The 23,447-nt window shown below is 68.1% G+C and carries 25 protein-coding genes; 11 read left to right on the top strand and 14 right to left on the bottom strand.

Features of this window, described 5'->3' with window-relative positions:
• Positions 1-11 precede the first annotated feature (11 nt).
• The 3 genes from BV210_RS01640 to BV210_RS01630 form a co-directional block, all read right to left on the bottom strand.
• The gene (locus BV210_RS01640; RefSeq protein WP_077204960.1) at positions 12-185 is read right to left on the bottom strand and encodes a 50S ribosomal protein L37e; all 174 of its coding nucleotides are present in this window, start codon (positions 183-185) and stop codon (positions 12-14) included.
• Positions 182-367 (bottom strand): LSM domain-containing protein, encoded by a 186-nt coding sequence (locus tag BV210_RS01635; protein WP_077204959.1) that lies wholly within the window; start codon positions 365-367, stop codon positions 182-184. The genes BV210_RS01640 and BV210_RS01635 overlap by 4 nt, the downstream gene beginning before the upstream one ends.
• Before the next feature lie 93 nt (positions 368-460).
• A complete protein-coding gene (locus tag BV210_RS01630; RefSeq protein WP_077204958.1) occupies positions 461-1,531 on the bottom strand; it encodes a M20/M25/M40 family metallo-hydrolase in 1,071 nt (356 codons plus the stop codon).
• 131 nt (positions 1,532-1,662) lie between these two features.
• Here BV210_RS01630 and BV210_RS01625 point away from each other — a divergent pair, with 131 nt between their 5' ends.
• On the top strand, positions 1,663-1,905 hold the full coding sequence (locus BV210_RS01625; RefSeq protein ID WP_077204957.1) for a hypothetical protein: 243 nt from the start codon (positions 1,663-1,665) through the stop codon (positions 1,903-1,905).
• Between the two features lie 40 nt (positions 1,906-1,945).
• Entirely contained in the window at positions 1,946-2,893 is a 948-nt protein-coding gene (locus BV210_RS01620) for a zinc-dependent metalloprotease (RefSeq protein WP_077204956.1), read from the top strand.
• Here BV210_RS01620 and BV210_RS20540 read toward each other — a convergent pair.
• Both BV210_RS20540 and BV210_RS01610 read right to left on the bottom strand, forming a co-directional pair.
• On the bottom strand, positions 2,890-3,204 hold the full coding sequence (locus BV210_RS20540; protein ID WP_077204955.1) for a hypothetical protein: 315 nt from the start codon (positions 3,202-3,204) through the stop codon (positions 2,890-2,892). The two genes, BV210_RS01620 and BV210_RS20540, sit on opposite strands and share 4 nt — an antisense overlap.
• Positions 3,204-3,590 (bottom strand): nuclear transport factor 2 family protein, encoded by a 387-nt coding sequence (locus tag BV210_RS01610; RefSeq protein WP_077204954.1) that lies wholly within the window; start codon positions 3,588-3,590, stop codon positions 3,204-3,206. Before BV210_RS01610 ends, BV210_RS20540 begins: the two co-directional genes overlap by 1 nt.
• A 217-nt stretch (positions 3,591-3,807) precedes the next feature.
• On the opposite strand from BV210_RS01610, the gene BV210_RS01605 reads away from it, so the two are divergent.
• Both BV210_RS01605 and BV210_RS01600 read left to right on the top strand, forming a co-directional pair.
• On the top strand, positions 3,808-4,098 hold the full coding sequence (locus BV210_RS01605; RefSeq protein ID WP_077204953.1) for a PadR family transcriptional regulator: 291 nt from the start codon (positions 3,808-3,810) through the stop codon (positions 4,096-4,098).
• 76 nt (positions 4,099-4,174) lie between these two features.
• On the top strand, positions 4,175-5,827 hold the full coding sequence (locus BV210_RS01600) for a carboxylesterase/lipase family protein (protein ID WP_077204952.1): 1,653 nt from the start codon (positions 4,175-4,177) through the stop codon (positions 5,825-5,827).
• On the opposite strand, the gene BV210_RS01595 is transcribed toward BV210_RS01600, so the two are convergent.
• Both BV210_RS01595 and BV210_RS01590 read right to left on the bottom strand, forming a co-directional pair.
• Positions 5,828-6,370, bottom strand: coding sequence for a hypothetical protein (locus BV210_RS01595; protein WP_077204951.1), 543 nt, complete (start codon positions 6,368-6,370; stop codon positions 5,828-5,830). It abuts the gene before it with no gap.
• A gap of 57 nt (positions 6,371-6,427) precedes the next feature.
• Positions 6,428-7,321 carry a hypothetical protein gene (locus BV210_RS01590; RefSeq protein WP_077204950.1) on the bottom strand — a complete coding sequence of 298 codons (894 nt, stop codon included), beginning with the start codon at positions 7,319-7,321 and terminating at the stop codon, positions 6,428-6,430.
• Positions 7,322-7,402: 81 nt separating this feature from the next.
• On the opposite strand from BV210_RS01590, the gene BV210_RS01585 reads away from it, so the two are divergent.
• Positions 7,403-7,792, top strand: coding sequence for a cupin domain-containing protein (locus tag BV210_RS01585; protein ID WP_077204949.1), 390 nt, complete (start codon positions 7,403-7,405; stop codon positions 7,790-7,792).
• Here the strand turns inward: BV210_RS01585 and BV210_RS01580 are convergent, their stop codons facing one another.
• Genes BV210_RS01580 through BV210_RS01565 form a run of 4 tightly spaced genes read right to left on the bottom strand, consistent with a single transcriptional unit; the run spans position 7,793 to position 11,254 of the window.
• Positions 7,793-8,557 carry a hypothetical protein gene (locus BV210_RS01580; RefSeq protein WP_077204948.1) on the bottom strand — a complete coding sequence of 255 codons (765 nt, stop codon included), beginning with the start codon at positions 8,555-8,557 and terminating at the stop codon, positions 7,793-7,795.
• On the bottom strand, positions 8,554-9,837 hold the full coding sequence (locus BV210_RS01575; protein ID WP_077204947.1) for a DUF58 domain-containing protein: 1,284 nt from the start codon (positions 9,835-9,837) through the stop codon (positions 8,554-8,556). Before BV210_RS01575 ends, BV210_RS01580 begins: the two co-directional genes overlap by 4 nt.
• Positions 9,834-10,421, bottom strand: a complete 588-nt coding sequence (locus tag BV210_RS01570; RefSeq protein ID WP_077204946.1) for a hypothetical protein — start codon at positions 10,419-10,421, stop codon at positions 9,834-9,836. Before BV210_RS01570 ends, BV210_RS01575 begins: the two co-directional genes overlap by 4 nt.
• Entirely contained in the window at positions 10,418-11,254 is an 837-nt protein-coding gene (locus BV210_RS01565; RefSeq protein WP_084802539.1) for a DUF4129 domain-containing protein, read from the bottom strand. Before BV210_RS01565 ends, BV210_RS01570 begins: the two co-directional genes overlap by 4 nt.
• A gap of 214 nt (positions 11,255-11,468) precedes the next feature.
• On the opposite strand from BV210_RS01565, the gene BV210_RS01560 reads away from it, so the two are divergent.
• The 3 genes from BV210_RS01560 to BV210_RS01550 all read left to right on the top strand — a co-directional run bounded on the left by BV210_RS01560 (position 11,469) and on the right by BV210_RS01550 (position 15,760).
• Positions 11,469-14,210, top strand: a complete 2,742-nt coding sequence (locus tag BV210_RS01560; RefSeq protein ID WP_077204944.1) for an AAA domain-containing protein — start codon at positions 11,469-11,471, stop codon at positions 14,208-14,210.
• 38 nt (positions 14,211-14,248) lie between these two features.
• Positions 14,249-15,484 carry a lactate racemase domain-containing protein gene (locus tag BV210_RS01555; protein ID WP_077204943.1) on the top strand — a complete coding sequence of 412 codons (1,236 nt, stop codon included), beginning with the start codon at positions 14,249-14,251 and terminating at the stop codon, positions 15,482-15,484.
• A gap of 63 nt (positions 15,485-15,547) precedes the next feature.
• Complete coding sequence (locus BV210_RS01550; protein WP_077204942.1) at positions 15,548-15,760, top strand: hypothetical protein; 213 nt, start codon at positions 15,548-15,550, stop codon at positions 15,758-15,760.
• A 74-nt stretch (positions 15,761-15,834) separates the two neighbouring features.
• Here the strand turns inward: BV210_RS01550 and BV210_RS20740 are convergent, their stop codons facing one another.
• Complete coding sequence (locus tag BV210_RS20740) at positions 15,835-15,969, bottom strand: hypothetical protein (protein WP_256385549.1); 135 nt, start codon at positions 15,967-15,969, stop codon at positions 15,835-15,837.
• A gap of 162 nt (positions 15,970-16,131) precedes the next feature.
• A complete protein-coding gene (locus BV210_RS01545) occupies positions 16,132-18,876 on the bottom strand; it encodes an ATP-dependent helicase (RefSeq protein WP_077204941.1) in 2,745 nt (914 codons plus the stop codon).
• A 102-nt stretch (positions 18,877-18,978) separates the two neighbouring features.
• On the opposite strand from BV210_RS01545, the gene BV210_RS01540 reads away from it, so the two are divergent.
• From BV210_RS01540 to BV210_RS01530, 3 genes are all read left to right on the top strand, one after another.
• Positions 18,979-19,773, top strand: coding sequence for an HpcH/HpaI aldolase/citrate lyase family protein (locus BV210_RS01540; protein ID WP_077204940.1), 795 nt, complete (start codon positions 18,979-18,981; stop codon positions 19,771-19,773).
• A gap of 61 nt (positions 19,774-19,834) precedes the next feature.
• Entirely contained in the window at positions 19,835-20,617 is a 783-nt protein-coding gene (locus tag BV210_RS01535) for an MBL fold metallo-hydrolase (RefSeq protein ID WP_077204939.1), read from the top strand.
• Positions 20,618-20,749: 132 nt separating this feature from the next.
• A complete protein-coding gene (locus BV210_RS01530) occupies positions 20,750-22,276 on the top strand; it encodes a globin-coupled sensor protein (RefSeq protein ID WP_077204938.1) in 1,527 nt (508 codons plus the stop codon).
• Here the strand turns inward: BV210_RS01530 and BV210_RS01525 are convergent.
• Positions 22,273-23,424: an ATP-binding protein gene (locus tag BV210_RS01525; protein ID WP_077204937.1), complete on the bottom strand. Its 1,152-nt coding sequence runs from the start codon at positions 23,422-23,424 to the stop codon at positions 22,273-22,275. The genes BV210_RS01530 and BV210_RS01525 overlap by 4 nt on opposite strands.
• Positions 23,425-23,447: the final 23 nt, after the last annotated feature.

The following is a 23,447-nucleotide window of genomic DNA, read 5'->3' as shown; positions in this document are numbered from 1 at the left end:
GTGTCCGTCCGTTACTCGCCCGACTTCTCCTGCCAGGCGTAGTCACGACGCTTGGCGGATTTGCCGAATCCGCAGGACGAACAGACTTTCTTTTTCGTGTGATACGACTTTTCGCCACACCGGCGACACTTCGTGTGTGTCGTGGTGTTTTTCTTCCCCTGGCTCGGGGTTCCTGCGCCCGTCATGGGTTAATCGAGACGACGTTATCGCCGCGTATAATCGTTGTGTCTTCACCTTCCTCGATGACCAGGTTCATGTGCTGGTCGTATCCGGTGAGCTCTCCCTCGTACATTTCGCCCCCTTTCAGTTGGACCGTCACGCTCGATCCCAGCGCCGCTTCGAGGACGTCCAGCGGTCGTCCACTCATACCGAAACCGGGTGCAGACGCACGTATAAACGTACCGCTATCTCAACGGTCGGCCCGACGATGTATCCAAGCGTGACGACGCGCTCGTCCCGCTCAGGCCGTCGGATCGACCGCGTAGGGCGTGAACTCGTCGGCCCGCTCGACGACCGCCGCGATCACGTCCACGGCACCGGTCAGATCGTCCGTGTCGATCACCTCGACCGGCGTGTGCATGTACCGCGTCGGGATCCCGACGTTGACCGAGGGGATGCCCCCGCGCTGGACGAAGATCGAGTTGGCGTCGGTCTTGGTCGTGTTGCTCGCGGCTTCCAGTTGCACGTCCACGCCCTCGTCGTCCGCTACCGTCCGCAGCGCGTCGACCAGTTTCGGATGGTCAGGGAGTCCCCGCCGGATCGACGGCCCCTCGCCCAGTGCCACGTCCACGTCGCGCTTGGCCGCGAGTCCGGGCGTGTCCGTCGCGTGGGTCACGTCCACCACGACGGCCGCGTCCGGGTCGAGGTCGAAGCCGATCATCTGCGCGCCGTTGCCGCCGACCTCTTCCTGAACCGTGCTGACGGCCTTCACCGTCGCGTCCACGTCGTTATCGACCGCAGTCCGGAGAGCTTCCGCCGCGCTCCACGTCCCCACGCGGTTGTCCATCGCGCGCCCGGTGAGCCGGGAGCCCTGGAGGTCCTCGACGCCCGAGGCGACCGTCAGGGGATCGCCGACGTCGACGAGTTCCCGGGCTTCCTCGCCGTCCTCGGCGCCGACGTCGACGTACTGCTCGGTGATCTCGGCCACCTCGTCCTCGTCGCCGTCCCGCAGGTGGATCGCGGTCTGACCGATGACGCCCGAGACGGGACCGTCGTCGGTGCGGATCGTGACGTGCTGGCCGCGCGAGACCGTCTTGTCCGTCCCGCCGACCCGCGAGAGGTGGAGGAAGCCGTCGTCGTCGATCCGGCGGACGACGAAGCCGATCTCGTCGCCGTGGCCCGTCACGACGACGGTCGGCGCGTCGGGGTCGCCCTCGTGGACCGCGACGGCGTTGCCGTAGGCGTCGGTCCGCACCTCGTCGGCCACGTCAGAGCAGTGGTCGATCCAGACCCGCTGTGCGGCGGTCTCGAAGCCGGTCGGTGCGCCCGTCTCCAGCAGGTCGAAGAGGAACTCGCGTCGTCTGTCGTCCATACCGTCCCCTGTGGTGGGTCGGATATGAACCCGGCGACGCCGCTCGATCCGGGGTATTCTTCGACGCCCGATAGATCGAGGAAAACCACCGGCTCCCCAAACCGTAAGCCGGTTCGCGTGGACTGTGGGGTATGGCCGACATCACACTGTTCGAACTTCACCTCGACGAGGCATCGTTTTCCAACACGGCCCCCTTCTTCGGCGAGGACGAGGACGAGGCGTCGGCCGAGGACGAGTCCGAGGGCGGTGCGGCGGGGAAGCTGTTCGTCCTCCTCGCGCTGGGTGCCATCGTCGGCGTCGCCTGGCTGGTCTCCCGGAGCGAGGTCGGCGAGGAGATCGAGCTAGACCAGGAAGGTATCGAACTACCGAACTGACGGGAGAAGACCTTTTTACTGGTCACCCCGTGGCCGACGTATGGGTCTCTTTCGTAGCGTCCAGGCGGTCACGGGAGCCTCGGGGACGGGTCCCGTCGACTGGACGGCAGTCGCCGAGGCGGCCAAAGCGTCGACCGAGCCCGGCTCTATCGCACTCTCTCGGGAACAGGAGGAGGGGTACGCAGACGACGTGCGCGAGGCGCGCGGTCGGATCCGCGAGGTCGCCGGCATCGACTTCGACGTCCCCGACGCCGTCGAAATCCAGAACCGCCACCACTGGATCGACGCCAACATCGACACCTTCCAGCGCGTGATGGCACCGCTGGGCGATCAGGTCGGCCTGATCCCGGGCCTGGCCCGCATGGTCAACACCGGGTCGATGTCCATCGCGCTCGGCTTCCTCGGCAACAACGTCCTCGGCCAGTACGACCCGCTCTTGCTCGCCGAGAGCGACGCGCACGCGCTGTACTTCGTCCACCCCAACATCGCCAGGGTGGCGACGATGCTCGACGTACCCGAGCCACGCTTCCGGCGCTGGATCGCCTTCCACGAGGTCTCCCACGCCGCCGAGTTCGGGGCCGCGCCCTGGCTCGCCGACCGACTCGAAGCCGACCTCGAACGGGCCGTCGACGCCCTCGGCGAGGGCAGCCTCGACCGCGAGGCGCTGGGGAGTCTCGACACCACGATGACTGCCGTCGAGGGATACGCCGAACTCGTGATGGATCGGGCCTTCGACGGGGAGTACACCGACCTGCGGCGGAAACTGGACGAGCGCCGACAGGGCCGGGGCCCCATCTCGATGCTCGTCCGTCGACTGCTCGGACTGGGCATGAAGCGTCGCCAGTACGAACGCGGGAAACAGTTCTTCGAGACCGTCGCCGACGAGCGCGGCGTCGAGGGCGCGTCGGCGGTCTGGGAGCGCCCGGAGAACCTGCCGACCGATACCGAACTCGACGATCCGGGCGCGTGGCTGGATCGGGTCCGCTAGCGGTTCCGTCGCTCGCGTCGGGATTCTGATTCTCGCTCGTCGCTATCGAACCGCCGTTCGAGGTGGCCGTTCGACTTCGACAGCCGGCCGGTCGTGTCCTGATCGCGGAACCCGCCCGGGTCGGGAACCGCGAACCGCACCAGTACGACGCCGACGACGAGGCCGCCCACCACGGCCCCGACGACGACGGCTGGAGTGGGATCCCCCTGGAGCGTTATCAGCCCCGCCGACAGGCCGACGAGGACCACGAACCCGACCTGCAGGCGACGGGTGAACGACTCCCGCTCGTCGTTCGAGACCGGACCGACCATCAGCGGTCCCCCGCCGTGCTGACGTGCATGCCGACGAACCGCCAGTCCCCGTCCCGCAGTTCGAGCGTGCCGCTCCAGCGCGTGTCGAACTCGTACCGGATCTCGCGTTCGGTGTCGGTCCACCCCATCTCGACGGCGTCGCTGAACCAGGCGTGACGCTCCCGCTCTGTCGCCCGAAGGGCACGGCTGTCGACGGCCCAGTCGGCTGTCGTTGCCGTCTGTTCGCGCAACCCCTCGCGGACGGCGTCGGTCCCGACGAGTCGCTCGGAGAGGCCGAACTTGACGATCGCGTCGTCCGCCGGACGCTCGGACGCGAAGAACGGCCCCAGCGGCTCCCCGTCCCGGAGCGCGTCGTAGTACGACCGGATCGTGTCGGCGGCGTCCATGCGAGAGTGGTGGTCGCCGGCCGACTTGAGTCACAGGATTCGGCCCGACCCGGCGACACGTCCGATTCGAAGACTGGCCGTACTGGTCAGTCTCCGGTCACGACAGTCACCGCGCGACCGCAGTCCCCGCCCCGCGAAACCCCGCATGGCCCCGACCTCCTCCAATTCTTTCATACTGGCCGATAGATTTAATTTAATCAGGTAGGTATAGCTATGTGTGCACGATCTGACTGGATTCCAGCGCGATCTGCTGTACGTCATCGCGGGGTACGACGAACCGCACGGACTGGCGATCAAGGACGCCCTCGAAGAGTACTACGAGGGCGAGATACACCACGGCCGGCTCTACCCCAACCTCGACACCCTCGTCGAGAAAGGACTCGTCGAGAAAGGGAAGAAAGACCGGCGCACGAACGTCTACGCAGTCACGAACCGGGGTCGTCGCGAACTGGAAGCCCGCCGCGAGTGGGAAGACCAGTTCCTCGAAGAGAGCACGATTCTCGCCTGACCGCCGACCCCGTCGTTCGTTTCTCCTGCACCGAAAGTTTTTATTCTGTTAGCTGTGTCTCGAAATATTGTTTCCAATGGACAGACGGACGTATCTGGGGGCGCTCGGGGGAGCGTCCGTGTTCGGAGCGGGGAGTGGCGTCGGCAGCGCGAACGCGACCTGGTGGTTCTCGGGTCCGACGGTCGAGACCGAGAGCGGGACCGTCGAGGGGTACGAGGACGACGGGATCGAGGTGTTCGAGGGGATTCCGTACGCCCACCAGCCGGTGGGTGAGCGGCGGTTCCGGCCCCCGGAGACGCCCGCGCCGTCGTGGGACGGGACCCGCGACGCGACGGAGTTCGGGCCACGCGCACCGCAACCGCTCCTGTTGACGACGTTGATCGACAGCGTCGGGGAATTCGTCGGCGAGGAGGACGGCTGTCTCAACCTGAACGTCTGGGCACCCGAGGACGCCGAACCCGGGGACAAGCCCGTGATGTACTGGATCCACGGCGGCGGATACAACTTCGGGAGCAACCGGTTCCCCGGCGGGGCGCTGGCCGAGGCCGGCGACGTGGTCGTCGTGGCGGTCAACTACCGGCTGAACGCGCTGGGCTTTTTCGCCCACCCCGAGATCAGTGCCGAGAACCCGTCGACGCCGACCAACTTCGGCTACCTCGACATCCGCGCCGGCCTGGAGTGGGTCCAGCGCAACGTCGAAGGGTTCGGCGGCGACCCGGACAACGTGACCATCTTCGGGGAATCGGCTGGCGGGCACGCCGTCCTCACGCTGTTGACCGATCCCGAGGCGGAGGGACTGTTCCACCGCGCCATCAGTCAGAGCGGACCCATCAACGAACCGCTCTACTCCCTGTCGGAACTGGAGACCCGGGGGACCGAAGCGGCTGCCGAACTGGACTGCGGGGACGACACACTCGCCTGTCTCCGCGACACCGATCCCGAGACGCTGGCCGAGGCCTACGGCGTCGCGGGCGCGATCGCAAGTGGTGCCACGTCCGGGCAAACGCCACCCGTCGAACAGCCGGCACTCATAATCGGCGTCGACGGCGAGGTGGTCCGGGACCACCCCGCGACGTCGATCGAGAACGGCGAGTTCCACGACGTGCCGGTCCTGCTGGGCGGCAACGCCGAGGAGTACCAGTTCTTCCTCGAGTTCACCGACGACACCGTCCCCGAGTCCGAAGCGGCGTACCGCGACCGCCTCCAGCGGATCTACGGCGACTTCGGGGACCGGCTCGTCGACGCCTACCCCGTGAGCGACTACGACTCCATCGAGGCGGCGTACATCGACGTGAACACGGACGACTTTTTCCTCTGCTCGGACGTGGCAGTCACCGACGCCATCACCAGTCAGGGCGGGACGGCCTACCGCTACGTCTTCGACGACACGCCGACGATTCCCGTCACCCTCCTCTCGGAGGACCCCGGCGCGTACCACACCGCCGAACTCTCCTACGTCTTCGGCGCGACCGTCACCCAGCAGAAACTCCCGACCGGGATCAACGGCCCCGGCGACTGGGAACTCCGCGACCGGATGCAGGGCTACTGGTCGAACTTCGCGGCCACGGGCGATCCGAACGGGGGCAGTCTGCCCGAGTGGCCCGCAGCCAATCAGAACCAGCGCCGGGTTCGCCTGCAGGAGGAGTCGGTGACCGTCGAGACGGGGACCGGCGACGGCTGTCCCGTCTTCCGTGACGTGTACGACCGCCTCCGATCGATCGACCGCTGACTACTCGAACCCGCGGCTCACGCTGTCCTCGACGAGGTCGTCGAGTTCGGCGTCGAGCAGTTCCTCGGCCTCCTCGAAGGTCTCGGAGAGTCCGTCGAGTTCGTCGGGGCGGTCGTCGAACTCGATGTCCGCGGGGCCGAAGGCGGGGCTATCGAGGGTCTCCATCACGTCGTCGAACAGCGCGTCCGGCGTCGTCGGTGCGTCGGCGTGGGCCTTGAGGACTTCCTCGAGTTCGCCGACCGTGTCTTCGGCTTCCTCTTCCTCGATGGGTTGTTGCACGCCGAAGCGGCCGGAATCCTTGTTCGGGAACAGATCGTCGAGGTCCTCGTCGATGCGGCGGGCGACACGGGTGCCGACGCCGTGGACCTCGAAGGGGTTCTTGGCGTAGGTCTTGAGCTGGTAGACGTCGGCGTCAGGGTGGCCGATGTAGAGGTCCTCGCCGATGCCGCCCGCCCGGTCACCACCCACGGCCCGCCAGCCGCCGGGATCGGCGTCGCTCTCGACGACGTCCTCGAGGATGTCCTGCCAGTCTCTGACGCGCATAGCTACCCCACCGTTCGATTCCACACCCGAAGAACGTGTCGAAAGCACCGGAACGGGTCACCCGACGAGGCGGTCGTCCTCGGCGAGAAATCGCCGGTCGGCCAGCGTCACGTCGGCCCGGCCCGCCGAGACGTTCGCCGCGAAGTCGGCGTCGGCCCGGTACCAGCCGACGAACGCGCCGTCGCGGTCACGGATCGAGAGTTCCAGCGCCGCCGTCTCCCAGTCGGCCGTGGCGTTCCCGTATGCCCTGACCACCTCGGTCACCGCTTCTCGCAACTGTTCACGATCACCGGCGGGCGCGTCCACGGTCAGGAAGACGGTCCGGTTGCGCGTCGACGCGCCGGCGACGCTCACTGCCGTGTGGTCGACAGTCGCGGAGAACCCGTTGAGCCGGCCGTCAGTTTCGGGGAACTGTCCGTCCGCGTCGGTCCGTTCGAGCGCGGCGCGAAGCCGATCGGAGAAGGTCCGTGCCGAGATGGTCCCGCGGAAGTACTGGAGCGGCCAGGACGCGGGCATCCGGAAGCGGGCGAGCGCCGGCCCGTTGGCCCGCACCGCGAGTGCGTCCATGCGGGTGGCGGCCCAGGTGGAGTCGTTCCGCCAGGTCCGGTTGACCGTCCCCCCGTAGGCCAGGCCGAGCACGTACGCGTCCCGCACCAGTGTCGAGTCGTTCGAGACGTACGTGACGCGGAACCCGTCGTTGACCGTCGCTACCGATCGAACCGGGAACGCGGAGAACCCGGCGAGGAAACTCCGTCCGGCCTCGGTGTCGGCACTCGAAGGGGGCGCGGAGGCCTCCGCTTGCGGTTCGGGTGTTCCCTCGTCGGCGTCCAGATCCGGCGTCGGGAGCGGGGTCGGGTCGCCGCCGAAGTCGCCGCTGGGACCGCTACAGCCCGCGAGGACCAGCAGCGTCGCCAGCACACCAACCACGGCCGCCCGCCGAACGCGTCGCATGGTCGAGCATTGCCGTCCGCTAATAAAAAGCCTGCCCGGTCCCCCGTCGGTTTGAATACCGTCGACGTGGCCCCGGTACGCATGGAGTACGAGGTGGTGGATACGGACTCGGTGGCGGAGATCGAGATGGCGGGGATCGATCAGTTCCCGGCCGGACACAAACAACTCACTGCGGCCCTGGGACTCGACGAGACCCACGTCAACGTCTGGCGCTACGAATCGGGCGACAGCACGGCGTTTCACGCCCACCGCGAACAGGAAGAGGTGTTCTACGTGCTGGAAGGGGAGTTCGAGGTGACGCTGGGTGACCCCGAGGACCCCGAAACCCGCCGGATCGGTCCGGGATCGGCCTACGCCGCCGGCCCGGAGGTCGGTCACGGCCACGAGTACCTCGGCGACGACGAGGGGCTCGTACTGGCGATCGGTGCGCCGCCGGTCGACGACACGTTCCGGGACCCCGAAACCCTCTGATCAGTCGTAGAGGTAGAACAGGAGGGCGACGCCGGCCCCGAGCAGGAAGACCAGCCCGACGAGTGGCAGGTCGGTCACCTGGAGCCGCCAGACGGCGACGGCGACCGCGACCGTCCCGAGGCCGACGACGCCCGTCGCCGCGACGTGGACGAGTTCCGCCCGGGGCGTCGCCGCCGCCCGTCCGACCTGTTCCCCGAGTGTGATCGCGTGTCTCGCGGCGTCCCACGCGGCCACGCCAGCCGCGGTCGCCGCGAGGATACCGACGACCCCGGCGTCCCGGGTGATCCCGCTGAACAGGACACTGACGAGTACCAGCGTGACGCCCAGCGTGGCGAACCTGGTCTCCCAGCCTCGTCGGACCGGGAGCAACCCCAGTCCGAGGACGGTCAGTCCGTAGAGCCCCGGCAACAGCTCGGCGTCCCCGATCCGTCCGAGGTCGGCGGCGATGGCGAACTGGATCCCCGCGAGGACGATCGCGAGCCCGATCACGATCCTGACCACCGACACCAGCCCCTCTCTGCTCCGGTAGCCTACACCGAGGATGAACAGCCCGACCACGACGATCAGCAGCGACTGGGTCTGGACGGGGCCGGTCGCGACGAGCGCAACGCTACAGGCGGCCAGCGCCACCGACAGGACGCTCGCGAGACTCGACGGGCGATGGTCGACCGTCCGGCGGATCGGGCGGTCGGTCTCGTGGCCGTCGGCCAGCGATTCGCCACTCCCTGCGACCGTCCCGCCGTCCGTCCGTTCGGTGCCGGTCATCGTTGCCACCGCTTTCGTGCCGTCGCGACGCTCTTGCGGAGCCGGTTCGTCGGGTCCCAGTCGACCACCCGGACGTCGCCGCGGCGAAGCCGGTCGATCCGGTTTCGCCGCTCGACCGTCGCGAGCCGTTCGCCCGGGGAGTCCTCGCCAGTCACGTCCGGGCTGACGACGGTGACACTCCGCCCCGTCGCGGCCAGTTCCAGCGCGAAGGCGACGACGGCGTCGTCCGCGAGCGGCGTGAGCAAGAACAGCTGTGCGTCACGGTCCAGTCGCGTCCGGAGGCGGTCGAACTGGTCGTCGGAATCGTCGGCTCCGTCGCTCCCGTCTGGGGACGGGTCCTCCGGTGGTTGCGGCGAGAGCGACGGGTGGGAGAGCAGGAGTTGCCGGGCGCGGTCGGCGTGCGCCGATCCCCGACCGGGCGGGAGCCAGCAGTCGGAGCCCCCGAGGGTCGTGAGCCCGCCGCGTTCGTCGAGGGCCCAGATCGCTTCGAGCAGTTCCCGCGCGGCCGCGACGGAGTGGGAGATGGCGTGTGGTTCGCCGGGCCGCCCGCGGTAGGCGACCGGTCTGGCGTCGACACAGACCGTCACCGCGACGCTGCGTTCCTGGCGGAACTCGAGCGTCGTGAGCGACCCGGTCTTGGCCAGCTGTCGCCAGTCGATCCGGGAGCGCGCGTCGCCGGGACGGTACTCCCGGGTGTGGTCGAACTCGATCCCGGCGCCGCTGGCGTCGGTCAGCACCTGTCCCGGGTACGGGTCGGTCGCCCCCGCGACGGGCGGCTCCGAGGGGGCGCGCAGACACTCGATCTCGTCGACGGCCTCCACTTCCAGTTCGACCTCGTGCTCGCCGCTCACGTCGCGGGCGATGGCCGTCAGCGGCCGGAACCGGTGAGCGCCGTGTTCCGCCGCGACGGTGTAGGAGAACGTGGTCGACTCGCCGGGCCTGAGCGTGGCCGCGTGGCGGGCCGTCCCGTCGACGACGGTGAGCATCGCGGGCACCCCGTCGATCAGCCGGAGATCCGGCAGCCACGACTCACCCACGTTGGTGACCGTGACGGTGACCGTGACGGACTCGCCGGGAGACGGGTCGCGCTCGCCCAGCCGGCGGTCGACCGCCAGCGACACGTCGGGCGGCGTTCGCAGGTGGGGATACACCGCGAACCCGACGCCGACCGCCGCCGCCAGTACGATCAGCGGCCGCTTGAAGAGGACGCCGAGCGCGGCCGCCAGCAGCGCCACCGCGACGACGCCCCGCCAGTGGTGGGTGCGACGCGTCCGCGTCACGATTCCCCCTCCGCGAGGTCGAGGACGGCGGCCACCGTTCGTTCGGACCGATGCTGGAAGCGGGACCCGCCCGGGAGCGCGTCGGTCAACCGCGTTCCGAGTGATCCCGGTCCCTGTTCGGAGAGAAACGCCGCCGCGGTGCGGTCGTCGGTCCACTCACGCCGCGCGATGCGCTGACGGGCCTCGGGGCGAGAACACCCCTCGGCCCGGACGAGCGTCTCTACAACGGCCGAGCGGAGTCGCTCACGGACGGCCGTGCGCTCGTCACCCCGCAGGTGCGCTCGCACTCCGATATCACCCGAAATCGCGCGGTCGACCTCTTCGCCCAGGGGGCTCCCAGCCGGGACCTCCTCGGCCTGTGGCGGCGTCGCGCCGTCGAACCCAGAGAGCGAGCGGGCGGTGACGACGCCCACGCCGGCGAGGACGATCACCGCGCCGACGCCGGCGGCCAGCAGGTAGTCGTTGCCGGGGCGGGCGAGCCAGCCCGACGACCCGATCGCGGCGACCCCGTCGAACAGCACTGCGACGAGCGCGAGCGCGAAGAGGAGCCCACCGACGAGCAGGCCGACACGGCGTCCGGTCACGGCGACTCACCGTTGAGTCCGAGTCGTTTCTGTGCGGTCCGGGCACGACGACGCCGGGTGTCGGTCACCGGTTGCCCGCCGTAGCGCACGGCCTCGAAGTCCAGCCGAAGCCGTTCGATCTCCTCGCGGTCGAAGCCGTCTGCAGCGGCCGCGTCGGCACACTCCCGCGTCGTAAGCGTCTCGGGTCGGTCCACGTCCAGATCCGACAGCAGGTCGTCCCACGCCTCGAAGACGAGGTTGTCGTCGGCGGGTGGCCCGTCGGGCACCGGTCGGGGATCCTCGGCCGACGGGTCGTCGCCGTCGGTCGCGAAGAGCGCCCGGAACCGGTCGCGGTACCGGTAGCAGAGGTACGCCGTGGTGAGTAGCAAGGCGGCGAGGACGAGCAACGTCAGCAGGTCGAGGAGGCCGCCGCGGTCCGTGCCGAGACCGAAGCCGTCGCCCGCGCTGCTCCCGCCGTCGCCGCCGGATCCGCCCCCGTTCTCGCCGCTGCCGTCGCCCCCGCCCTCGGCGTCGCCCGCACCGTCGTCCTCGCGGTTCCGTTCGTCGTCGCCGTCGTCGTCCTGCTGGGCTTCGTTCTGACTGCTCGGGCCCCGATCACCGCCGCGGCTGTCCCCACCGTCGCTCCCGCCGGGCGCGGCGTTCCCACCGCTGCCCGCGATCGCGGATTCGAGCTGGGCGATGCCGCCGCCGGCGACGGGGATCACCTCGTAGTCGGGATCGAGTGCGTCCGAGGGGTCGGCGGCCACCGACGAGGAGAGCGTCGACGCCGAGACGCCGACCGCACCGACACACGCGAGCGCCACCATCAGTGACGTGAGTTGACTCCGGTTCATGAGGTCGCGTCGCCCGGGCCGGGAGGCCGCGAGCGCGTTCGTCGGTGAGAACCCGGGCGGATCCCATTGTTATCCACCGTGTACCGTGCGTGGAACTGTCCCGGCGGGGCACTCCCGCCCGGCCGTAAGCCGAGCGTACGGCCCGGTTCGTGTCGGCGACGTAGCGACCGCGAAGGGGGAGGGCTTTTGTCCGTTCGACCGGTTCCATCTCACCGTGCAACTCCGCGGCCCAGTCGTCGAAGTCGGAGACTCTAGAACCGTGGAGACCAGCCGCGGCACCAGCGACCTCGCGGAGGTTCGGATGCGGCCCGATGACGGAGCGAGCGAGGCCGTGACGGTCACGCTCTGGGGGAAGTGGACCGAAACCGCGGACTACCTCGAACCCGGGATGGAACTGCTGGTGACCAACGCCGAGGAAGACGAGTTCCGCGGCGAGATCCAGTACTCGACGGCGCGGGAGTCGATGGTCGTCGTCGAACCCGGCTTCCTCGTGGACGTGACCGACGTGCGCTCGTGGGTGCAGTGCCCCCGGATGTACTACCTCAACAAACTCTCCGGGCTGGAACTGGCCTACCCCGTCGTCAAGGGGACCATCGTCCACGAGGTGTTCGGCGACCTCCTCCGGGGCCGGGACCTCGATTCGGCCATCGAGGACCACGTCGCCGAGTCCGGCCTCGAACTCGGTCTGCTGAACAAAGATCCCGAGTCGGTCGCAGCCGAGGTACGGGACCACGCCAGCGCCATCGAGGGGTGGCTCCAGCAGGGCACCCTGACAGACCACGACGAGTGGCGAAGCGAGCAGACGCTGGTCAGCGAGACCTACGGCCTGAAGGGCCGGGCCGACGCCGTGCGCCGGGGCGGCCCCGTCGAACTCAAGACCGGGAAGAACACCAAGCGCGAACCGCGCTTCCAGGACAAGATGCAGGCGGCCTGTTACGCCCTCCTGCTCGGCGAGCAGGCCGTCGCGGATGGGGTTCCGGAGACCGCCGCGGACGGAAGCGGCGACCCCCTCGAAGACCACACCGCCGAGGCCCCCGACACGGGAACGCTGCTCTACACCAAGAACGCCGCCGTCGAGCGGACCGAGGAGACCGGCGACCTCTCGCCGGCCAAGGAGTTCTCGCTCGGTCCCGGCCTCCTGAAGTTCGTCGTCCGCACGCGCAACGAGATTGCAGCGATGGAACACGATATGAGCGTACCGACGGGGTTCGAGGCCGAGGCCAAGTGCGAGTACTGCTTCGAGCAGGACACCTGCATGGCCGTCTCGGGCCGCCTCGATCAGGAATCGAAGGCCGGGCAGGTCGGCAGTCCGATCCCCGAGGACGAACGCGCGTACTTCGACCGGTTCTACCGCGCCATCGAGGCCGAGCGGCGGGCGGTCCACCGCGAGTACACGAAGCTCTGGCGGCAATCCGGCGAGGAGCGGGCCGACGACGACCGCGCGCTGATCGATCTGGAACCGCTCGGCCAGACCGAACGCGACGGCGGCCGCTGGGAACTCCGCGCGAAGGGAACGGGCGCGGTCTCGAAGATCCGCGAGGGCGACGTGGTGCTGGCCAGCGACGGCCACCCCGTCCGCGGCCGGGCGGAGATGGCCAGAGTGGAGGAACTCGGGGAAGAGATCGTCGTCACGACGGACGAACCCGTCGAGTTGCGGCGGCTGGACGTCTACCCCTCCGAGATCGGCACCGACCGGATGCTCACCGCGCTTCACGACGCCCTGCTCAAGCAGTCGCCCGAGAAGAAGGCGGTCCTGTTCGGCCGCCGCGAACCGGAATTCGGGGAGGACGACACCACGTACATCGACAACAACGCGGCCCAGAACGAGGCGGTCTCGCTCGCCGTCCGGGCCGAGGACGTGGCGCTGATCCACGGCCCGCCCGGCACCGGGAAGACCTACACGCTCGCACGGACCGTGCGCGCGCTGGTCGAGCGTGGCGAGCGCGTCCTGCTGACGGCGTTCACCAACCGCGCGGTCGACAACGCCATCGAGGCGCTCGAAGAACAGGGTTTCACCGACATCGTCCGGATGGGGACCGAGACTGGCGTCCGGCCGGACATGCAGGAGTATCGCCTGCCGGACAGCGGCGACCCCGGAAAACTCGCGAGTGAACTTCGGGAGGCCTCGGTGGTGGCGGCGACCACGGCATCCTGTGGCTCGACGGTGATGCGCGAACAATCGTTCGACGTTGCGCTGGTCGACGAGGCGGGGCAGCTCACCGAGCCGGCGACGCTGGCCGCGGTCTCGCTGGCCGAGAAGAGCGTCCTCGTCGGCGACCACCAGCAACTCCCGCCGGTCGTGCAGGCAGCGGACGACGAAGAGGGGGGTGCGGCCGCGCCGCTCCAGACCTCCCTGTTCGAGCGCCTCATCGAGGAGTATCCCGAGGCGGGCGTCATGCTCGACCGCCAGTACCGGATGTCCCAGCGCATCCAGGCGTTCGCCTCCCGGGAGTTCTACGACGGGCAGTTGCGCCCCGCGACGGGCGCGGTCGCGAGCCAGCGGATCGACGACCTCCCGGGTGTCGAGACCGACGCGCTCCCGCCGAATCTCCGGGACTCGGTGTCGTTCGTCGACCCCGATGGGCGCGCAGTGGGCAACACCAACCCAGTCGAAGCCGAGGCCGTCGTCGATACGGTGCAGTCCTACGTGGATGCGGGCGTCCCGCCCGAGGAGATCGGGGTAATCGCCCCCTACCGCGCGCAGGTCGCCGAGATCAACAAGCGCGCGCCGGCCGGTGTGACCGTGGACACGGTCGACCGGTTCCAGGGGTCCTCGAAGGAGGTGATCGTGGTCTCGTTCGTCGCCACCGGATCGCTCGACGGCCCGATCTTCGAGGACTACCGCCGGATCAACGTCGCGCTGACGCGGGCGAAGAAGGCGCTCGTCCTCGTCGGTGACGCCGACGCGCTGGAAACCGACCCCGTCTACGGCCGGATGGTCGAGTGGGCGCGGTAGTCGGTAGGCTCTTTTCGCTCACCGGCACAGGGTGAGTCATGTCCGTCACGCTCCCGCTCGGCGAGACCGAGATCTCGGTCTCGCTCCCGGACTGCGACGTGACCGTCGCCGAGCCACCGGGCGGCGAGGCCGTCGACGTACGCGACGCGGCCGAGCGCACGGCCGCCGACCCGTACGGCCCCGAACTCGCCCGGCTCGCCGATCCGGACGATATCGTGACCATCGTCGTGACCGACGTGACCCGCGCGACGCCCGACGACGTACTCGTGGACGTGCTGCTCTCCGAACTGGAGCGCGCCGGCGTCCCCCGCGAGCAGGTCACCGTCCTCGTCGGTCTCGGCCTCCACCGGCCGATGACTGACGCGGAGATCGAGGCGGGCCTCGGGGAACACGCCGACCTCGCGATCAACCACGACCCCGACCAGACCGTGCGTGTCGGGAGTGTCGACGACTGTCCCGTCGAAGTTCACGAGCGCGTCGCCGACGCGGATCTGGTGGTCTCGACGGGGATGGTCGAACCCCACCAGTACGCGGGTTTCTCCGGCGGGGCCAAGACCGTCGCCATCGGCGCGGGGAGCGAGTCGCTGATCCGGTACACCCACGGTCCCGAGATGCTGGCTAACGATGGAGTCCGGCTGGGCCGCGTGGCGGACAATCCCTTCCGCGAGGCCGTCGACCGCGCGGGCGACGAGATCGGACTGGACTTCTGTCTGAACGTGACTCACGGGCCCTCGGGATTCCTCGGCGCGAGCGCGGGTGATCCGCGGTCGGTGGTCCAGGAGCTCGCCACGGTCGGCCGCGAGGCGCTCTCGGTGCCGGTAAGCGGATCCTACGACGCCGTAATCGCGGGCGTCGGTGCGCCGAAAGACGCCAACCTCTACCAGACGACCCGGGCGGCGACCTACGTGGTGCTGGGCGACCGCAACCCCCTTCGGGAGGGCGGTCGGGTCGTGATCCCGGCCGAACTCCCCGAGGGTGCAGGCGAGGGAGCCGGGGAACGGCGCTTCTACGACTGGCTCAGCGACGCAGAAAGCGCCGCCGCGCTCTACGAGGCGATGCGGCCGGGCTACGAACCCGGCGCACAGCGGGCGTTCGTCGTCGCGCGGGCGCTCCGCGATCACGACGTGTACGTGACCGACAGCGAGCATCCCGACGTAGTCGAGGAGTGTCTCATGCACGCCCGGGAATCCGTGGAAGACGCCGTCGACCCCGGCAGTGACGTGCTGGTGGTGCCGGACGCGCTGAACACGCTGCTGGTCCACGGCGAGGACTGACCACCGTTCACAGTGCGGCCGAGCGACTGAACGTTTATTTTGTCTGGCGGCGTAGAATCGACTATGCTCCGAGGTGCCCTCCAGTGGCTCGGTGCTCGCCTGGGACGCGACGAGTCAGACGACGAGGACGAATCCGACGACTCTCGGTTCGTCCCGTCGGTGCTCGACGCCTCCGTCCGGTACGCCCACGGCGGGAGCAACACCGGCCTCGAATCCGAGATGGCCCAGATCGAGGAGAAGGCCCAGGTTCTCGAAGACGAAGACCGGAAGCGGTAGGTGCGGGCGGCTATCGCGGCGGCGTATCGGTGGGTAATCGCGTGCTATCCGGAGTAGGTCGCCGTTTCGACGTATCAGGTCTGGTGGTCGAGATCGACTGCCTCGTCGGACTGGAGCCACGCGCGGCGGTTCTCGGAATCGTAGATCACGACGGTTCCGTCGGGAGCCTCTTCCTCGACGAACCGGCCCTGGTTGTCTCGGTGCTGCATCACCTGGGAGTAACAGATGGTGCCTATAAGAGCTTAATCGGGGATTTCGCGACACATCGACGGAACGACTTACCGCCGCTACCGCGTATCACGGCCGGTAGCGTCCCCTTTCGGCCCTCTCGCTGGACCGTCGATCCCCGGTGTCACAGTACGTGAACCTTTCTACCCTGATCCGCCGGTCGTGACGCTCCGTTCGCCGTCGATTTCCTCGAGGACGCGCTCGTGGAACTCCCGGAGGACCTCGCTCTCGTCTTCGGCGAGCACCACGTCCGAGGCCATCAGCGTTGCCAGTCCGAACGCGCGCGGGGTCGGGGACGCGACCCGGTGGGAGACGACTTCGACGTCGCCGGACTGGACGTCCCCGAGCACGTCCTCGATGGCCGCGACGTCGAGTTTGTCCTCCAGTATCTCCCGGTAGGTCTCCGCTATCACGGCGAAGTCGTCGAGTTCCTCGGCGAAGTTCAGGAGCATGTCGCTGGAGACCTGTTGCTGACTCGCAGACTTCTCGTAGCCCTTGTAGCGTTTCAGGATCATCAGCGCCCGCGTCGCGTCGATCCTGAAGTACCGTTTCAGGAGATCGGTCCCCGTTAAGCTGTTCCTAAGGTCCTCACGCACGTCTGCGGGCTCCAGATCGCGAACGATCCCGGCGAGGTCGATCTTCCGGTTGAGTGGCATCGACAGGGTAAACCCGTGATCGGCGACCGCCACCTGTACGTTGGCGTTTGCGGTCTGGGCCACGCGGTAGGCCAGGAGCCGCGAGAGGCCGTCGTTGAACCGCCGGCCGTAGTTCGAGTGAACGTAGTAGTGGCGTTCGTAGGCGTCCCGGTCCATCTCGGTCTCGATCACCAGTCGGTCGTCCGTGCTGACGCTCTCGGGCCCGGCGTACTCGACCTGCTGCTCGAACATTCGCGTGATGGCGCGGACGGCGTCGTCCGAGAGCGGGAACTCCCGCAGCCAGTGCCGGACGGCCGCCGGGCCGCGATCGGTCAACCGGTCCACGAGGTCCCGCTGGAAGGTCAGGATCTCCCGGCCCAGATCGTAGGACAGCGGGAGGCGTTCGGAGAACCACGAGGGGACCGTCGGGCGCGCACTCGTCCGGTCGACGTAGACCTTCGACCCGCGTCGGTATCGAAACTGGAAGTTACTCCCGCCCAGCACGAACACGTCGCCCGATTCGAGCGTGTCGAGGTACTCCTCGTCGAGTTGCCCGACCCACTCGTCGCCGTTGCGAGTGATCACGTCGCAGGTAAAGGAGTCCGGGATCGTTCCGATGTTGGTCATGTAGATGACCCGCGCGAGGCGGCCGCGCTTGCCGATCAGGGGTTCGCCGACGGGGAAGTCGTCGTAGTGGTACTCCCCGTCGGGCGGATCGTTCTCGTCGCGCCAGACCTTGGCGTAGACGTTGCGGTCCTCCAGCCCCTCGTAGTCGGCGGTGAGGTACCGGAGCAACTGCTCCCACTCGTCGTCACCGTACTCGCGGTAGGGGTAGGCCCGACGGAGGATCCCGTTGATCTCGCGCTCGGGCCGGGGCCCCTCGATCGCCATCCCGTAGACGTGCTGGGCGGCCACGTCCTGTGCGTTCTCGGGGACGAACACCCGATCGACGAACCCCTCCTCGGCTTTCTTGAGCATCACCGCACACTCGATCAGTTCGTCGCGGTCGAGCGCGACGACCCGGCCGGTCACCGTCTCGCCGAGCTGGTGGCCTGCCCGGCCGACCCGCTGGAGCAGGGCGGCGACGGATTTCGGGGAGCCGACCTGCACCACCAGATCCAGGTCGGGCATGTCGATCCCCAGTTCGAGGCTCGTCGAGGTGGTCACCACGTCCAGGTTGCCGGCTTTGAGCATCCCCTCGACGCGCTGGCGCTCGTCGGTCGAGAGACTGCCGTGGTGACAGCCCGAATTGGACTCGTCGTAGCCGTCGTAGCGCTCCCGCAGGTTCTGGAGGACGCGTTCGGCCCCCGACCGGGTGTTCGTGAACACGAGCGTCGTCGTGTGGTCCCCGATCAGGTCGTGCAGTTCGCGGTAGAACCGGTCGGTGATCAGGTCCCGTGGCGTGTTGATCAGGTCGTCCGTCGGGCAGGTGAGCTGTACGTCGAACTCGCGGACGAAGCGCGTGTCGACGATCTCGTACTCCCTCGCAGGGCCGCCCGGTTCCGCCCGTCCGACCAGAAACTCCGCCATCGTATCCAGCGGTTCGACCGTCGCCGAACAGCCGATCCGGGTGGGCGAGGTCTCGGCGAGCGCTTCCAGTCGTTCGAGCGACACCGAGAGGTGGGTGCCGCGCTTGTTGTCGGCGAGGCTGTGGATCTCGTCGACGACGACGTACTCCACAGTTTTCAGCTTCTCCCGGAACTTCGGCGAGTTCAGCAAGATTGCGAGCGTTTCCGGCGTGGTGTTGAGGATGTGTGGTGTCTCCTCCAGCATCCGCTGGCGCTCGCTATCGGGGGTGTCGCCGTGCCGGATCGCGTGGCGGATTTCGACGTCTTCCCCTCGGTCGTCGAGTTTCTCGGTGATCCCGTCGAGGGGGACCTCCAGATTCCGGTGGATGTCGTTGGCCAGCGACTTCAGTGGGGAGATATAGAGGCAATAGACGCTGTTTTCGAGACCCTCCGCGCGATCCCGGCGGAACAACTCGTCGATGATGCCGGTGAAGCTGGCTAGGGTCTTGCCGGAGCCGGTCGGCGAGGCCACGAGCGCGTTCGTGCCCTCGTGGATCAGCGGGATGGCCTCCTTCTGTGGCGGGGTGAAGTAGCCGCCGTTCTCCGGGACGAACTCGCCGAACTGCTCGACCCACCACTCCCGGACCACGGGTTCGAGCGACTCCAGCACGTCGGCGTCGTCGATCTCGACGGCCGCGGGATCGAAGTCTACCGACGACTCGACGAGCGACTCGCGCTCTCCCATCCTGGCCTCCCTTGGGGCGAGGCTCCCAAGTCGGTTTGGACCGCGCGGTGAAAGTGAAACGCCGCGGTGCGTTTACGGAACTCCCGATCCAATATCGGACCCATGCCGGACTCACAGCGGTCGAACGCGCTCCGGGAGCGTCTCGAAAACGACGAGGTCGCGCTGGGCGTTCTCGACAGCACGTACAGCCCGACGCTGGTCGAGTTGTACGGCGACCTCGGACTGGACTTCGTCTGGATCGACCTGGAACACGGTGGCCCGAGCCCCTGGGACGCGGGGGCGCTGGAGAACCTGCTCCGGGCGGCGGAGGTGACCGACACGGAACTGCTCGTGCGCGTCCCGACGAGCCAGCCCGAAGGGATCAGGAAGGCCCTCGACGCGGGCGTCCGGAACGTCTTCCTCGCACGGGCGGAGGGTGCCGAGGAAGTCCGCCGGGCGGTCGAAGCGGCCCGGTTCCGTTACGGCGACGACCCCGGCAAACGCGGACTCGCCGCCCCTCGCGCCCGCCGGTGGGGGATGGCCGACGACTACGTGGCGACCGAGGACGCCGAGACGATGGTCGGCGTCACCGTCGAGACCAGAGAGACGCTGGTCGAACTCGACGCGATTCTCGACATCGACGGGCTCGGATTCGTCTTCGTCGGTCCCCTCGACCTCTCGGTCCAGCTGGGCCACCCGGGCGAACTCGACCACCCCGAAGTCAGGGAAGCCGTCGAGACCGTCCGCTCGAAGGCCGTCGAGGCCGGCGTCCCCGTCGGCGGCCTCGGGTTCGGGATGGACGACGTGAACGAGAAAGTCGATCGGGGATACCAGATGCTCAACCTGGGCAGTACGGCGGGCGCACTGCAGGCGGCGGTCGGGGACTGGCTCGACGCGTTCGAGGGCGACCGGTCCTGATCGGGCCGGCCCCATGTGGTCGGTCCCCGGTCTTTTTGCCGCGCGTGTCGACGGGTCGGACATGCGCGTCACGTTCCTCGGCACCGGAAGCGCCATGCCGACCGGCGAACGGTTCCAGACTGGCATCCTGCTCGAAGCGGCGGGGGATCGACTGCTGATCGACTGCGGCAGCGGCGTCCTCCACGCCCTCGCGACGACGGAGGCGGGATACGAGGGGATCGACACCGTCCTCCTGACCCACCACCACCTCGATCACGTCGCGGACCTCCTGCCGCTCATGAAGGCCCGCTGGCTGGCTGGCGAGGAATCCCTCGAGATCGTCGGCCCGCCCGGCACGCCCGACCTCGTCGACGACCTGCTCTCGGTCCACGAGTACATGCAGGACCGGATCGATCTCACTCTGCGGGGGGTGGGGGCCGACACGGACGAGTCCTTCGACGTGGCTGGCTTCACCGGCGAAGCGATGGAGACCCGCCACTCCTTGCCCTGCAACGCCTATCGCCTCTCCCACTCCGCGGACGGCGACGGCGAGACCGACCCGCCGGTGTTCGGCTTCAGCGGCGACAGCGAGGCCTTCCCCGAACTGGTCACGTTCTTCGACGGGGCGGCCGTCCTCGCCCACGACTGCTCGTTCCCCGACGACGTGGACGTGTCGAACCATCCGACACCCGACTCGCTGGGCGAGGCGTTCGCGACTGCGGACGCCGACATCGGGCGAGTGTACCTCACCCATCTCTATCCACACACGGAGGGTCACCACGAGGAGATGCTGGACTCGGTTGCCGAACGCTACGACGGTGACGTGCGGTTCGCCCGCGACGGCCTCTCTTTCGAGATCCGGTGACGCCGTTCCGTCCGAACTCTCGTAACTCCAACACTACGACACACGTTACCAATACCGTCTCACCGTCGTGTTCTATCAGGTCTGATAACTGCGCCGTGCCGTATTTATCGGTGAGACCGATCCGGACGCGTAATGAGTAACAGCCTCCAACCGGACCATGACGTGTCAGACGACGAAGTTATTACACCGTCAGAGCGACGGGGCGTCGACGGGGGCGATCTCGCCGCCGATATCGGTCTCGATCGGGACGAGATCGCCTGGCGCAAGGAGTTCACTGCGTTCGATGGAGATACTGCTGCGACGCTCGAAGGGATGGCCGGCCTGTTCGAGGACTGTGCCGACGACCTCGTCGAGGAGTTCTACGACCACCTGACGGGGTACGACCGGACGGTCGATATCTTCGGGCGCTCCAGCAAGACCGTCGAACAGTTGAAGACCACCCAGCGTCAGTATCTCCTCGATCTCGGCCGCGGGGAGTACGGACGGGACTACTTCGAGGGTCGCGCCCGCATCGGGAAGATCCACGACATGCTCGATCTCGGCCCGCGGATCTATCTCGGTGCCTACTCGATCTACTACCGGGGTCTCCTCTCCGAGATCGGCGAGGCGGCGAAGGAAAACGCCGTCGAGAGCCACGGGGACGGGGTGGAGGACGCCGTCGACGAGGCCGTCGACGAGGTCGTCGAGCGCACGCTCGCGCTCACGAAGGCCATCAACCTCGATCAGCAGGTGGCGATGGACACCTACATCCACTCGTACAACGAGCAGGCCGAGCGGGAGGCCGAGCGCCGACGCGAACAGTCCCGCGCCGTCAGCGAGGAGGTGGAAGCGCCACTCGCAGACCTTCAGGCGACCGCCGACGACGTGGCCGACAACGCCGACGAGATCGACGCGCTCACCACCGAACAGAGCCAGAACATGGACACCATCGCCGGAGAGGTCTCGGACATGAGCGCCACCATCGAGGAACTGGCCTCGACGGCCGATCAGGTGAAAGCCACGAGCGACGAGGCCGAACGGCGCGCCGAGACCGGACAGGAGTCCGCAGGCGACGCCATCGACGTGATGGAGGACGTGAGCGAGTCCGCCGACGCTGTCGCGGACGACCTCGACGAACTCAGGGACCGGGTCGGCGAGATCGACGAGATCGTCGACGTGATCGACGACATCGCCGACCAGACGAACATCCTCGCCCTGAACGCCTCCATCGAGGCGGCCCGCGCCGGCGAGGCCGGGGAGGGCTTCGCCGTCGTCGCCGACGAAGTGAAGACCCTCGCCGAGGAGTCACAGGAAAACGCCGCCGAGATCGAGGCCACTGTCGACCGAATTCAGGCCGACACCGAGGAGACCGTTGCGGGACTGGCCGAGACCACCGAACGCGTCGAGCGGGGTATCGAGGCAGTCGAAGCCGCGATGGCCGATCTCGAAGAGATCACCGACGCAGTCACCGAGGCGTCACAGGGGATCCGCGAGGTGTCCGACGCGACCGACGACCAGGCGGCGAGTGCCGAAGAGATCGCCAGTATGGTGGACGAGGCCGTCGACCGTGCCCGTGACGTATCGGACGCGGCCGACGATATCGCGGCCGCGACCGGCACCCAGGCCGAACGCGTCGGCGAGATCAACGACGCCGTCGATCGACTGGCCGACGAGGACTAGACCCGGTCGAGCGTGATCCGGAAGTCGGCGCCGCCGCGCTCGCTCTCGGTCACGCCGATGTCGCCGCCGTAGGATTCGGTGAGTGCCTTGGCGAACCCGAGTCCGAACCCGGTCCCCTCGCTGTCCTCGCCCTTGACGCCCATCTCGAACAGTGTGTCGGTCACGTCGTCGGGGATCCCGCCGCCGTCGTCCGAGATCGAGACCGTGACTCGATCCTCGCTCGCTTCGACCGGTCGGACGCGGACGTGGACCTCGCCAGCGTTGTGGACGGCGGCGTTGGTGAGGACGTTCGTGAACACAGAATCCAGCAGGTCGCCGCCGAAGACGCGCACGTCGAACTCCTCGGGATCGTACGCGACCGTCAGCGTCTCGTACCGGTCGCGGGTGTCGGCGATCACCGCCGAGAGAATCTTCGAGAGCGAGCGTGGCTTCGGTTCGTCCTGGCGTTCGAGCGTGGACACGAGATCGCCGACGCGCCGGATCAGGTCCATCGCGCCCTCTGCGGTCCGATGGACGCGCTCGGCGTAGTCGCCGGGCTCGCCCTCGACGGTTTCCGCGATCTCCTCGGAGAAGGCCGCGATCACCTGCAGATCGTTCCCCAGGTCGTGGCGCAGGAGTCGGTCGTACATCTCGACCATCTCCTTGCGCTTCTCCAGATCACGACGTGCGCGTTCGAGGCGCTCGCGAGACCTGATGTTTCCGATGGCCGTCGCGGCGTGTGTCGAGAGAATCTCCATCGGCCTCACCACATCGTCGCCGAACTCCCGGTTCTCGACCGAGCGGGTGACGATGATCGCCACCACGTCGCTGGCGATGGTCGCCGGGACCGCGAGCGCCGCGCCGACGCCGTCCGCGTCCTCGCCAGCCGCCTCGCCGCTGCGGACTGTCGTCTCACCGCTCTCGTAGGCCTCGTAGGCGACCGCGAGCGGTTCGTCCCCCGCCGAGACCGCCGGGTACGTGCTGTGGACCACCCGGAGGTCCCCGTCGCGCACCTCGACGAACGTGGTGTAGGGAAACCCGAAGAGCAAGGAGACGGCTTCCAGACTGAGCGAGACGATCTCCTCCACGGACTCGCAGTTGTTCAGCGCCTGTCCGTACTTGTTGAGGTCGGCGACCTGTGACGTGACGTCTGCCCCTTCTGAACCCATCTGTCGACCCGTATCGACTCGAC

It is taken from the genome of Halorientalis sp. IM1011 (assembly GCF_001989615.1).
In the GTDB taxonomy this organism is placed as follows: domain Archaea; phylum Halobacteriota; class Halobacteria; order Halobacteriales; family Haloarculaceae; genus Halorientalis.
The sequence above is the reverse complement of the archived record's forward strand: the minus strand, read 5'-3'. Positions and strand labels throughout refer to the sequence as shown.

Bases quoted from the DNA above. Each gene is read 5' to 3' on its own strand.
- BV210_RS01585 (WP_077204949.1), top strand. From the start codon at position 7,403: ATGGAGTACGAGGTGGTGGATACGGACTCGGTGGCGGAGATCGAGATG.
- BV210_RS01630 (WP_077204958.1), bottom strand. From the start codon at position 1,531: ATGGACGACAGACGACGCGAGTTCCTCTTCGACCTGCTGGAGACGGGC.
- BV210_RS01640 (WP_077204960.1), bottom strand. From the start codon at position 185: ATGACGGGCGCAGGAACCCCGAGCCAGGGGAAGAAAAACACCACGACA.
- BV210_RS01545 (WP_077204941.1), bottom strand. From the start codon at position 18,876: ATGGGAGAGCGCGAGTCGCTCGTCGAGTCGTCGGTAGACTTCGATCCC.
- BV210_RS20740 (WP_256385549.1), bottom strand. From the start codon at position 15,969: ATGCAGCACCGAGACAACCAGGGCCGGTTCGTCGAGGAAGAGGCTCCC.
- BV210_RS01610 (WP_077204954.1), bottom strand. From the start codon at position 3,590: ATGGACGCCGCCGACACGATCCGGTCGTACTACGACGCGCTCCGGGAC.
- BV210_RS01625 (WP_077204957.1), top strand. From the start codon at position 1,663: ATGGCCGACATCACACTGTTCGAACTTCACCTCGACGAGGCATCGTTT.
- BV210_RS01620 (WP_077204956.1), top strand. From the start codon at position 1,946: ATGGGTCTCTTTCGTAGCGTCCAGGCGGTCACGGGAGCCTCGGGGACG.
- BV210_RS01525 (WP_077204937.1), bottom strand. From the start codon at position 23,424: ATGGGTTCAGAAGGGGCAGACGTCACGTCACAGGTCGCCGACCTCAAC.
- BV210_RS01540 (WP_077204940.1), top strand. From the start codon at position 18,979: ATGCCGGACTCACAGCGGTCGAACGCGCTCCGGGAGCGTCTCGAAAAC.
- BV210_RS01600 (WP_077204952.1), top strand. From the start codon at position 4,175: ATGGACAGACGGACGTATCTGGGGGCGCTCGGGGGAGCGTCCGTGTTC.
- BV210_RS01595 (WP_077204951.1), bottom strand. From the start codon at position 6,370: ATGCGCGTCAGAGACTGGCAGGACATCCTCGAGGACGTCGTCGAGAGC.
- BV210_RS01590 (WP_077204950.1), bottom strand. From the start codon at position 7,321: ATGCGACGCGTTCGGCGGGCGGCCGTGGTTGGTGTGCTGGCGACGCTG.
- BV210_RS01535 (WP_077204939.1), top strand. From the start codon at position 19,835: ATGCGCGTCACGTTCCTCGGCACCGGAAGCGCCATGCCGACCGGCGAA.
- BV210_RS01555 (WP_077204943.1), top strand. From the start codon at position 14,249: ATGTCCGTCACGCTCCCGCTCGGCGAGACCGAGATCTCGGTCTCGCTC.
- BV210_RS01530 (WP_077204938.1), top strand. From the start codon at position 20,750: ATGAGTAACAGCCTCCAACCGGACCATGACGTGTCAGACGACGAAGTT.
- BV210_RS01565 (WP_084802539.1), bottom strand. From the start codon at position 11,254: ATGAACCGGAGTCAACTCACGTCACTGATGGTGGCGCTCGCGTGTGTC.
- BV210_RS01580 (WP_077204948.1), bottom strand. From the start codon at position 8,557: ATGACCGGCACCGAACGGACGGACGGCGGGACGGTCGCAGGGAGTGGC.
- BV210_RS20540 (WP_077204955.1), bottom strand. From the start codon at position 3,204: ATGGTCGGTCCGGTCTCGAACGACGAGCGGGAGTCGTTCACCCGTCGC.
- BV210_RS01550 (WP_077204942.1), top strand. From the start codon at position 15,548: ATGCTCCGAGGTGCCCTCCAGTGGCTCGGTGCTCGCCTGGGACGCGAC.
- BV210_RS01635 (WP_077204959.1), bottom strand. From the start codon at position 367: ATGAGTGGACGACCGCTGGACGTCCTCGAAGCGGCGCTGGGATCGAGC.